The sequence below is a fragment of the Nonomuraea sp. AD125B genome (assembly GCF_041402765.1).
GTDB classification, from domain to species: Bacteria; Actinomycetota; Actinomycetes; order Streptosporangiales; family Streptosporangiaceae; genus Nonomuraea; species Nonomuraea bangladeshensis.
This window is the reverse complement of sequence record NZ_JBGLOU010000024.1, coordinates 105,750-116,856: the sequence shown is the minus strand read 5'-3', so window position 1 is coordinate 116,856 and position 11,107 is coordinate 105,750. Positions and strand designations below refer to the sequence as shown.

The following is an 11,107-nucleotide window of genomic DNA, read 5'->3' as shown; positions in this document are numbered from 1 at the left end:
CGTCAACATGTTCGAGTCGGGCATCATCGACCCGGCCAAGGTGACGCGCTCCGCGCTGCAGAACGCCGCCTCCATCGCGGCGCTCTTCCTCACCACCGAGGCTGTCATCGCCGAGAAGCCCGAGAAGACCCCTGCCGCCCCGGCCATGCCGGGCGCCGGGGACATGGACTTCTGAGCAGCCTGCCGAACGCTTCCGGAGGGCCTCGACCGAAGACAGGGTGACGACATGACACTGCCCACCGCCGACCTCGGCAGGACCGGGCTCCAGGTCGGCCGCCTCGGCTACGGAGCGATGGAGCTCCGCGGACCTCGGGCATGGGGCCCGCCGGTCACCGACGACCAAGCCGGCACACTGCTGAACGCCGTCCTCGACTCGGGGATGAACCTCATCGACACCTCACCGGACTACGGTGACGCCGAGGAGCACATCGGTCGCTCGATCTCCCACAGACGTGCGGAATTCGTCCTGTCCAGCAAGTGCGGCTGCCCGATGTCCGCGAGCGGCGACCCACGAGCACAGCCACCGCATGACTACACCAGGACGAACATCCGCGCCGGCGTCGAGCGGAGCCTGCGCCGCATGCGCACCGACCACCTCGACGTCCTGATGGTCCACCTGAGCCCCAGCGTCGCCGTCATGCGGAGCGAGGACACCATCGCGGAGATGCTCGCTCTCCGGGACGAAGGCACGATCCGCTTCACGGGGATGTCGGGCGAGCTGCCGCACCTTCCGGACCACCTCGCGCTGGGCGTGTTCGACGTGTACCTCGTGCCGTACTCCCCGCTGGACCTGTCCCACGGCGACCTCATCACCGCCGCCGCGGCCGCCGGTGCGGGAACGATCGCCCGCGGCTCGATCGCCCGGCCGCTCACGCCCCCGCCCGACGTCCTCCCGGAACCGATCCGTCGGCCGCTCGCCGACCTGCACGAACGGCTCACCGCCGCCCGGCTGGACGATCTGGCGGACGGAGCCTCGCCGATGGAGCTGCTGCTCCGCTTCCTGCTCGGCCATCCGGCTCTGGACGCGGTGCTCGTCGGCTCGACCCGGGTCGCGCACGTACAGGCCAATGTCGCAGCCGCCCGCAAGGGCCCGCTCCCACCGGATGTGTACGACGAGCTGCGCAAGCGCCTCGCGGAGCCATCGATCGAGTTCAAGCCGGAGGAGTGAGGGGGCCGGGATGCGAGTGGTGTTCGTCCATGGGGCGTGCGTGCGTGACGGGGCGTGGTGGTGGCATCGGGCCGCTGACGACCTGGGGAACCACGGCATCCTCAGCTCTGCTCCGCCGCTGCCGAGCTGCGGGGAGACGGGGATCGTGCCCACCGGAGAGGGGCCGACGCTGGAGGACGACGTGGCGGCCGGGCTGGCCCAGGTGCGCCATCTGGTGTACATCGCGAGTTTCCTCCCGCAGGTGGGCGAGAGCCTGGCGTCGTTCGGCGACGGAACGCCCGCGCCCTATCTGGACTTCGGCTCCGACGGCACCTTCGGCGTGCGCGCCGAGGTGGCCACGCGGACGTTTCTGCAGGACTGCGACCGCGAGGCCGTGGAGCAGGCGCACGCGCGCCTGGTCCGGCAGAGCGCCGCCGTCATCGCTGCCGTCATCACCGGGCCGGTCCAGGCCGCCGCCTGGCAACAGGTCCCGTCCACCTACGTCGTGTGCGCGCAGGACAACGGCACCCCCGCCGCGGTGCAGCGCGTCCAGGCCGGGCGGGCCACCCACGTGGTCGAGGTGGCGACAGGCCATCACCCCTTCCTGTCCCGGCCGAGTGTCGTCGCCAGGCTGCTCCTCGACCTCGCCTGAGCCGGGGACGGCAGTGCCGAGCGTTCAGGTGGACCGAGGCGAGCGGTCACAAGCGGAGCCGGCTGGGTAGCGTGCCGCGGATGAGATCAACTCCGGCCTCCACGCCGCGGCGTCGGTTCCTCACCCTCCTGATGGCCGTTCTGCTGCTCGGTGTCACCGAAGCCATGATCGGCCCTTACCTCGTCCTGTTCGGCGCGGAGCGGCTCCGCTTGTCGGCACTCCAGATCGGCGTCTTCGTCTCCATGACGTCGGTGAGCGGCATGGCCGTCAGTATCCTGCTCGGCCGCCGCTACGACCGCCGGCCAGGACGGCAGCCGGCCATGCTGGCCGCGTCCCTGGCGGGGACGGGATACCTGCTGCTCCTGACCGGCCCGCCCTATCCGCTGCTGCTCCTCATCGCCGTGCTGTTCATCGGCCCGGGCAGTGCGGCGTTCCCGCAGCTGTTCGCTCTGGCCAGGAGCCACGCGGACCGGACAGCATCCGGATCAGGGGCCGGATCCGGGGCCCGCACTCCCCTGCTGCGCTCGGCGTGGTCGCTCGCCTGGGCGATCGGCCCCCTGGCGGGCGGCGCGCTGCTGGGCGGGGGCGGGTACACCGCGGTGCTCGCGGCCACCGCCGCCGGGTACTGCCTGATGGTCGTGACCGTACTCGGACTCGGCGGCGGCCCCGCGGCCTTACGGGAACCCGCCGGGACGGACAGGGGCCCGGTCGTGTCCGCGCGCGCCGCCGCGCTGCCGATCGCCGCCTTCACCCTGTTCCATACAGCGATGTTCTCGGGGGCAGTGGTGCTGCCGCTGTACGTCACCCGAGAGCTGCACGGCTCGGCCGACGCGGTCGGATGGATGTTCAGCGTCTGCGCGGCAGCCGAGATCCCCGCGGCGCTCGCCCTGCTGCTCCCCGGCCGGTGGAGCAGGCGGCGGGCGATCCTGCTCGGCATGGCGCTCATGACCGTGCACCTCGTGCTCCTGGCGACCTTCACCTCGACCGTGGCGCTGGTGCTCGTTCACCTCGCCCGAGGCGTCGCCATCGCCTTCGTGGGCGCGCTGGGCATCAGCCACATGCAGGACCTGTTCGCGCAGGCTCCCGGCCGGGCCACCACGCTGTTCGCCAACACCGCGGCAGCCGGGGCGCTGGTGTCCGGCATCGCCGCCGGCGGGATCTCCCAGGCACTCGGCTACCACGCGGCGCTGGTCTGCTGCGCCGTCGTCAGCGCCGTGGCATGGCTGCTCTTCCTGCTCGCCGGCCGTCAGTCGCCGGTCGGGAAACTGCCCGTCAAGGCACAAGAGCCGGCCGCGGCGCCGGAGCCCATCCTCGGCCCCGCGGCCGACGACCGTGGGCCGACTCCCTCAGACCGGTCCTGAAGGCGACGCCCACGACACGCTTCAGGCGCGGCGCCGCTCACACCTGCCATTCGTCGTCGCGCAGCAGCTCGATCGCGCCCCCGTCCTGACCGATGCCGGTCACGGTGACCTCGGGACCGCCCACCATGAAGTCGACGTGGACGCCGGAGACGTTGACCCCGGCCGCGTCGAGCGCGGCGGCGTCCCCGGTGCGCAGGTGTTCCGGCACGCCGGGAGGCAGCCCCGCGCCCCACGCCAGGTGGCAGGTGGCGTTCTCGTCCAGGAGCGTCTCCAGGTAGGTGACGCCCGATCGGCCGACCGGTGAGGCGCCGTCGACCAGCGCCAGCTCGCCCAGCCGGGCGGCGCCCGCGTCCGTCGCCTGGTGGGTGCGGACGACGTCCGCGCCGGTGCTCGCGCGAACCCGGCTCACCACGCCGGCGCTGAACGTCAGCTCCAGGTCCCGCACGACGGTGCCGTCAAGGGCGAGCGGCCGCGTCGCGCGGACGACGCCCTCGACCCGCCGGTAGTCGGGCGTGGTGAAGACCTCCTCCGTGGGGAGGTTCGCCTGGAACACGTGCCCGCGGACCGATTCCAGCCGTGCCGCGGTCCAGTGCGCGCCGGGCAGCAGGCCGATGGTCAGGTCGGTGCCCGGCCCCTCGAAGCGGACGGCGTCGAGGCGCATCGCGGTGAGGGTCTCGGCGCGTTCGAGCAGGTCGGCGAGGCGTTGCTGCCAGGCCGCGCGGGGGTCGGGCCGGTCCAGGCGCAGGATGGGGCGCAGGTGCTGCCACAGCCGGGCCTCGTCGGGCTCGCCGAAGACCGCCTGAGCCCATTCCGCCGTCGGGCATGGGACCATGACCCAGCGGACGAGGTTGCCGAGCTGGAGCCGCTGCCTGGACGACAGGTGCGGCATGCGGTCGCGGCCGGCCCGGACCGGGTCCTGCCCGGCGAGCAGGTCGGGTGCGGCGGCGCCGCGGATGTTGACCAGGATCCCGCAGTGGCGGGCCAGCTCCTCGTTGCGGGCGTCCAGCCAGGACGGCACCTCGTGCAGGGTCGCGGCGTCCGCGTGCCGGACCCGGGAGCGTTTGGCATGGGGGTCGAAGTACCAGATGTCGACGTAGCGGGCGCCTCTGGCGTACGCCGCCTCGGTCAGGGCTCGGGCCAGCGGAGCGTGCTCGATCTCGGCGTTGATCAGCACGCGGTCGCCCTCGGCGACCGGCACGGCGACGTCGAAGACGACGTCGGCGTAGCCGGCCAGGTCGGCGGACGGGATGGTCATGACGTTCTCCTTTGGGGCGTACCGGGATGAAGGGACAGGAGCAGCGGCGCCAGGCCCGCCACGCAGGCGGCGACGGCGAACCCTTGGGACAGGCCGTGGGACTGCGCGACGGCGCCGAGCGCAAGGGCCGCGCTCAGGAAACCCAGGTCGAAGAAGGCCGTGGTGGTGGCCACGGCCGAGCCACGCTGCCCGGCGGGCACGCCGGTCACCGCCATCGTCAGGAACGCCGGGAGGCCGAGCGCCTGCCCGGCCGCCAGGACGGCCGTGGCGCACAACGCCCCTTCGACGGTGGGCCACGCCACGAACATGATCAGCCCCGCGGCGGTCAGCAGCAGCGCGGCGGTCGCCGTCCCGCGCGCGGGGGCCCGGGCGAGCGCCCGATGGCCGCCCACCCGTACGGCGAGCAGCACACAGCCGTAGACGAGGAAATGCGGGCCGCTGCCACCGCCCAGCGCGGCCAGGTGCAGCGGCAGGAAGGCGCTGAAGGCGGTGTATCCCCACACCGACGCCCAGTACGCCAGCCCCGGCACCAGCCCTGCCCGATGGACGCCGGCGCCGGATCGGCGGCGCTCGCCGGCGACGGCTCCATCACGACCGTCCCGCTCGCCGGCGGCGGCTCCACCAAGACCGTCCCGGCCGCCGGCGACGGCTACGTCGCGGCCGTCCCGGTCGCCGGTCAGGAACAGGCAGGCGGCGAAGGCGAGGGCGGCCACGGCGGCCGACGCCGCCCACACGGCCCGCGGGCCGGCCAGGGCGGCGACCGCCGCGGCGATCGGCGCGCCGGCGAGCAGGCCCGCGTTGACCGCGACGGAGAAGCCGTTGAGCGCCGCGCCCGGACGGTCGTGGTCGCTGGCCGCGGCGGCCAGGCCGACGTACGTCAGGGCCTCGCCGACGCCCGCGACGGCGCGGCAGGCCAGGAACGACGGCATGCCGTCCGTCCACGGCACGGCCCCGGACGTGAGCGCCAGCAGCGCGGCACCGGTCGCCGCGGCGAACCTCCTGCTGCGCCGGTCCGCCAGCCGTCCCGCGAGTGGCCTGGCGAGCACCGCGCACACCGCCGTGACCGCCAGGCAGCCGCCGACCGCGGCGGGACCCTGCCCGAGGACACCGGTGACGTGGGCGGGGATGGCGGGGATGAGCAGGCCGAGCGACAGGAAACACCCGCCTGCGCAGAACAGCAGGAGGCGCGTCATCGCTCGTCGTCGGGTTCCAGGAGCGGCGCGGTCGCCCGCCCGGTCAGCTCGGGGCCCACGGACGGGCGCTGGGGCTGGTGTGGATGGTGGCCGGCCGAGGTGACCCAATTTCCCAAGGCATGTTGGGATAATAACTTTCCCAACATCTGTTGGAAAGGTCGCCGCGCGAACGTCCTACCGCGCCACGTACAGCGCGTGCGCGGCCTCGATCGCCTCACCGGCGAAGGCCAGCACGTCCCTGCGGCGGTCGAAGGGCGAGCCGTACAGCGACCGCCGGGGCGTCCCGAAGTGCTCGCCGAGCCCCGACAGCAGGCCGCCGAACGTCGGCCGCGCGTCGTCCTCCTCGCGCAGCCTCAGCGCCTCGCGCACCACGCGCTGCCAGCGCTCCGGGAAGGCCGCCAGCGCGTGCCGGGCCGCGCCCGTCTTCGAGGTCACCTCGCCGGTGGCCAGCGTGTAGTGCAGCCGGGAGACCCCGGTGACGATCCAGACGGTCGCGTACCCGCCGAGCGCCGCGAGCCCCCAGGGGCGCACCGGGCTGGCCGCCCGGCTCACCAGGCGGCGCCAGTAGCGGTCGAGGTTGTCGTCGGTCCACGCCGCGAGCACGTCTGGATCGCTCCAGATGTCGAACTCGCCCGGCTTGGGACCGCGGCAGGTGACGCCGTGCCGCGCGAGGGTGTGCCAGGTGACCGGGTTGACGCCGCGGCGCGGCTCGAACCGGCCGGCCTGCGCCCCGGGCCGGACGTCCAGGTCGCAGGGGTTGCCGCGGAGGTCGTCCCAGGTGAGGTAGACGCCCTCGAACGGGTGGGCGCCGAGGCTCGTGTGGATGCGGGCGAGCACCTCGACGGGCGGGGGCGCCGCGGTCACGGCCACGAAGTCCACGTCGCTCGTGGCGGGGTGGTAGTCGTCGAGGGCCGCCGAGCCCTCCAGGTAGAGCCCTTCGATCAGGCCGGGAGCCGCCGCGTCGGCCAGCGACAGGTACGTCTCGACGATCGCCTCGATCTTCGGGTGGGGGGTCATGGCCGCCCAGCCTGCCACAGGTCGCGACACCACCTCAGGACAATGCAAATCCTAGAATGCCTAGGTGAACAAGGCATACAGCATTGAAGACCTCAAAGCACGGAACGACGGCTTCAAATGGTCGAAAGCTGAGGCCGGAGTCATCCCAGCCTGGATCGCCGACATGGACCTGCCCACCGCCCCGGCGGTCATCGAGGCCCTGCACCGGCGCGCCGACGGCGACCTCGGCTACCCGACCTGGCTGGACCAGCCGAACGCGGGCCCGCTGGCGGAGGCGTTCGGCGAGCGGATGGCCGCCCGCCACGGCTGGTCCCCCGACATCTCCCACGTCCGCGCCTTCTCCGACGTCAACCAGGCGCTCCAGGTGCTGCTGCACCTGTGGACCCGGCCCGGCGACGGCGTGGCCCTGCACACCCCCGCCTACCACCCGTTCCTCGGCACGATGGAGGTCATGGAGCGGCCGGTGCGCCCGATCCAGGCCGAGCCGGACGGCGACTCGTGGCGCTTCGCCATCCCCGACCTGACGGGCTGCCGGGTGCTCCTGCTGGTCAACCCGCACAATCCGACCGGCCGCGTGCTCAACCGCGCGGAGCTGGAGGAGCTCGCCGAGCTGGCCGAGCGTCACGACCTGCTCGTCATCGCCGACGAGATCCACGCCGACCTGACCTTCGCGCCGCACCGGCACATCCCGTTCGCCACGATCGCCCCCCATCGTACGGTGACGCTCACCTCCGCCACCAAGGCGTTCAACCTGGGCGGCATCCGCTGCTCGGTCGCCCACCTCGGTCATGACGGCGTGCGCAAGGCGCTGGAGGCGCAGCCGCCCTTCCTGTTCGGCTCGGCGAGCCTGTTCGGCGTCGAGGCGACGGTGGCCGCCTGGCGGCACGGGGACGCCTGGCTGGAGGAGGTCCGGACGCTGCTGGACCGCAACCGGCGGGCCATCGCCGAACGGCTGCCGGCGACGTTCGGCTACCGGATGCCGGAGGCCACGTACCTGGCCTGGCTGCACACGGGGCGGACCGGGATGGCGGAGGTCGTCGAACGCGAGGCCAAGGTCATGCTCTCGGACGGGGCCGCGTTCGGGCCGGGCGGCGCGGAGTGCGTACGGCTGAACTTCGCCACCTCCGAGCCCGTCCTCGCCGAGATCCTGGACCGGCTGTCCCGCCTGGCCTGATCCCCGGCGACCGGCCCGCCTCGGAAGGAGGCGGGCCGGGCAGACGGTCAGGCCAGGGGCGGGAGCTCCGGCGGGGTGGCGGCGGGGTGCTCGTCGAGCGCGGCGAGCGCCAGCTCGACCGCCCGGTCGAGCTGCGGGTCCCGCCCGGCGACCCGGTCCTGCGGCGTGGTGACCACCTCGACGTCGGGATCGACGCCGTGGTTCTCCACCCCCCAGCCGTGGCCCTCCAGCCAGAACGAGTACCGCGGCTGGGTGACCCGGGTGCCGTCCACGAGCTGGTAGCGGCTGTCGATGCCGATCACGCCGCCCCACGTGCGGGTGCCGACGAGCGGCCCGAGGCCGCGGATCTTGATCCCGGCGCTGACGATGTCGCCGTCGGAGCCGGCGAACTCGTCGGTGACGGCCACGACCGGGCCGCGCGGCGAGTCGACCGGGTAGCGGCTCGGCTCGAACCCGCGGGCCCGCACCCAGCCGGTGACCTTGCGGCTGAGCTTCTCCAGCACCAGCTCGGACAGGTGCCCGCCGCCGTTGTCCCGCAGGTCCACGACGAGCCCGTCATAGGACATCTCGGTACGCAGGTCGCGGTGGAACTGCGCCCATCCCGAGGCCACCATGTCCGGCACGTGCAGGTAGCCGAGCCGGCCTCCGGAGAGCTCCCGGACGCGGGCCCGGCAGCTCTCCACCCAGTCGTGGTAGCGCAGCGCGGTCTCGTCGGCGAGGGGGCTCACCACGACCCGGCGGGTCTCGCCGCCGGAGCCCGGCCGTACGGTCAGCTCCACCGGGTGGTTGGCGGTGCCGGCGAGCAGGGCGAGCGGGCCGCGTACCGGATCGACCGGACGCCCGCCGACGGCGACGATGGCGTCTCCGGGGCGGACGGCGACGCCGGGGGCGAGCAGCGGCGAGCGGGCTTCGTGGTCGGAGGACTCGCCGGCGAGGATGCGCTCGACCCGCCACACGCCGTCGGCGTCCTTGGCGAGGTCGGCGCCGAGCAGGCCCTGGCGGCGGCGCGGGTCGGAGCCGCCGGCGGGTGGGCTGGCGTAGGCGTGGGAGGTGCCGAGCTCGCCCTGGACCTCCCAGAGCAGGTCGATCAGCTCGGTGTGGGCGCCGAGGCGCTCGACCAGCGGCGCGTAGCGGTCGAGCACGGCCTGCCAGTCGACGCCGTTCATGTCCTCGCGCCAGTAGTGGTCGCGCATGAGCCGGCCGGCCTCGCGGTAGCCCTGCCGCCACTCGGCGACGGGGTCGAGCTGCACCGTGATCCGGTCGAGGTCGATGGTGACGACCTCGTCGCCCTCGCTCGCGGCGCGGGTCTGCAGGCCGTTCTTGCCGTGGACGACCAGGCGGGTGCCGTCGCCGCTGACCTCGAACGAGCGGATCTCCCTGCCGAGCTCGCCCTTGGCGCGCTTCTTCAGGTCGTAGCGCTCCAGCACGATCTCGTGGGGCGCGTCGCTGCCGTCGCCGAGCTGCCCGGCGAGCGGGTGGCGCAGCCACAGCAGGGCGTCCTTGGCGGTGCGCAGGTTGCCGTAGCGGCCGGCGGGCACCGGTACGGGCACGACGCGCGAGCCGAGCCCCTCGGGGTCCACCTCGGTCCGCGGCGGCGTGTCGTCCTTGGCGGACTTGTCGTCCTTGCCGGGCTTGTCGTCCTCGCCGTTGAAGCCGCGGCCCTGGAGCGAGGGGTCGAACGGCGAGGGCGTGTCCGCCTTCAACGGCACCAGGTACGGCCGGCACGCCTGCGGGAACGACATGTCGAAGACGTGCGCGTCGTAGACGGGATCGAAGGTGCGCATCGACAGGAAGGCCAGATGCTTGCCGTCCCGGGTGAACATCGGGTCGTAGTCGGCGAAGCGCACCGGCGTCACGTCGATCACGGAGGTGCCGTCCACGCGGCCCATCCTGATCTGCGACAGCGGCTCCTGGTGCGGGTGGACCCAGGCCAGCCAGGAGGAGTCGGGCGAGAACGTCAGCCCGCTGAGGTCGCCGTACGAGGTGCGGTCCAGCTCGCGCAGGGCGCCCGACTCCAGGTCCACGACCAGCAGCCGCCCGTCGTGGGTGGCCACGGCCGCGTGCTTGCCGTCGGGGGCCGCCTCCAGCTCCAGGACCCGCCCGAGCTGCCCGGCCGCCAGCGTACGGACCTCGCCGCCGGGCGTGCCGATCTCCAGCCCGTCCTCGCCGCTCGCGTCGGAGACCCAGATGGCGTGCCCGTCGGCGTTCAGCACGCGCGGCAGCCGTACGCGGACGCCGGGCTCGGCGCGCAGCGTGCCGGCGGGGCCGTCGCGGTGGGCGACCCAGTGGGCGGTGCCGCGGACCTCGACGGCGCTGGCCCGGCCGGTGGCGTCGGGCGCGTACGAGCCGACCCGCAGCGGCGCCGGCCGCCTGGCCCGGCCGGGACGCGGCCCGCCGAGCCGGATGTCGAGCGGGCGCGGCTCGGCGTCCAGGCTCTCCAGCAGCCACAGGTCACCGGCGTGGCTGTAGACGATCCGCGTGCCGTCGCCCGTGGCGTGCCGGGCGTAGAACTCCTCGTGCGCGGTGTGCCGGCGCAGGTCGGAGCCGTCGGGCAGGGCGGAGTAGAGGTTGCCGACGCCGTCGGGGTCGGCGAGGAAGACCAGCCGGTCGCCGATCCAGTTGACCGCCCAGTGCTGGGCGGGGTTGTCGGCGAACAGCCGGGCGAACTCGCCGTCGCCGTTCGCGTCCACCCAGATCTTGGCGGCCGTGCCGCCCCGGTAGCGCTTCCACTGTGACGGCTCGCGCCAGATGGGCGAGACGGTGGCGACCCGCTCGCCGGAGACCGCGACCTCGCTGACCCAGCCGTACGGCAGCCGCTCGGCCGGCCCGGCGTCGAGCGGCACCGCGTAGGCCCAGGTCCGGCTGCGCGAGCCCTCCCCGGTCGAGCTGACGGCGAGGACCCGCCCGTCGTCGCTCCAGCCGCATACCCGGGTCTTGGCGCTGCCCCAGAAGGTCAGCCGCTCGCCCTCGGGTCCGTCGATCTCGGCCGCGAACACCTCGGGCGCACCTTCCCTGCCGCCGGTCCACGCGATGCGGGTGCCGTCGGGCGAGAACCGCGGCTCGCTCACGGGCACGCGGTCGGCGGTGAAGCGCCAGGCGCGTCCGCCGCTGAGGGGGGCGATCCAGATGTCGTCGTCGGCGACGAAGGTGACCAGGTCACCGTGGAGATGCGGATATCTGAGGTATGCGCCATTTGTCACATCTGAACACTAGTGCGCGACACCAAACCCGGCCCAAGAATTCTCCTCCTGGCGGACCGACTGTGTACGGGGAATGCCAAGAACGGGGTGTTCGGCACCCGCGAGGGC

General features: G+C 73.6%; 8 protein-coding genes and 1 pseudogene. 5 read left to right on the top strand and 4 right to left on the bottom strand.

What is annotated here, in order from left to right; genetic code table 11:
• From groEL to ACBR40_RS42890, 4 genes and pseudogenes are all read left to right on the top strand, one after another.
• A pseudogene (gene groEL, locus ACBR40_RS42905) lies at positions 1-175 on the top strand (chaperonin GroEL); the annotation flags it as partial.
• A gap of 51 nt (positions 176-226) precedes the next feature.
• Positions 227-1,168: an aldo/keto reductase gene (locus ACBR40_RS42900; RefSeq protein ID WP_344218853.1), complete on the top strand. Its 942-nt coding sequence runs from the start codon at positions 227-229 to the stop codon at positions 1,166-1,168.
• 10 nt (positions 1,169-1,178) lie between these two features.
• On the top strand, positions 1,179-1,799 hold the full coding sequence (locus tag ACBR40_RS42895) for an alpha/beta fold hydrolase (RefSeq protein ID WP_371252455.1): 621 nt from the start codon (positions 1,179-1,181) through the stop codon (positions 1,797-1,799).
• Between the two features lie 80 nt (positions 1,800-1,879).
• Positions 1,880-3,160 carry an MFS transporter gene (locus tag ACBR40_RS42890; RefSeq protein ID WP_371252454.1) on the top strand — a complete coding sequence of 427 codons (1,281 nt, stop codon included), beginning with the start codon at positions 1,880-1,882 and terminating at the stop codon, positions 3,158-3,160.
• A gap of 37 nt (positions 3,161-3,197) precedes the next feature.
• On the opposite strand, the gene ACBR40_RS42885 is transcribed toward ACBR40_RS42890, so the two are convergent.
• From ACBR40_RS42885 to ACBR40_RS42875, 3 genes are all read right to left on the bottom strand, one after another.
• Entirely contained in the window at positions 3,198-4,415 is a 1,218-nt protein-coding gene (locus ACBR40_RS42885; RefSeq protein ID WP_371252453.1) for an aminopeptidase, read from the bottom strand.
• Complete coding sequence (locus ACBR40_RS42880; RefSeq protein WP_371252452.1) at positions 4,412-5,608, bottom strand: MFS transporter; 1,197 nt, start codon at positions 5,606-5,608, stop codon at positions 4,412-4,414. Before ACBR40_RS42880 ends, ACBR40_RS42885 begins: the two co-directional genes overlap by 4 nt.
• 174 nt (positions 5,609-5,782) lie before the next feature.
• Positions 5,783-6,625, bottom strand: a complete 843-nt coding sequence (locus ACBR40_RS42875) for an aminoglycoside adenylyltransferase domain-containing protein (RefSeq protein ID WP_371252451.1) — start codon at positions 6,623-6,625, stop codon at positions 5,783-5,785.
• A gap of 163 nt (positions 6,626-6,788) precedes the next feature.
• Here ACBR40_RS42875 and ACBR40_RS42870 point away from each other — a divergent pair, with 163 nt between their 5' ends.
• On the top strand, positions 6,789-7,799 hold the full coding sequence (locus ACBR40_RS42870) for a MalY/PatB family protein (RefSeq protein ID WP_371252450.1): 1,011 nt from the start codon (positions 6,789-6,791) through the stop codon (positions 7,797-7,799).
• Between the two features lie 47 nt (positions 7,800-7,846).
• Here ACBR40_RS42870 and ACBR40_RS42865 read toward each other — a convergent pair whose 3' ends face one another.
• Complete coding sequence (locus tag ACBR40_RS42865) at positions 7,847-10,999, bottom strand: PDZ domain-containing protein (RefSeq protein ID WP_344218839.1); 3,153 nt, start codon at positions 10,997-10,999, stop codon at positions 7,847-7,849.
• Between the last annotated feature and the right edge of the window lie 108 nt (positions 11,000-11,107).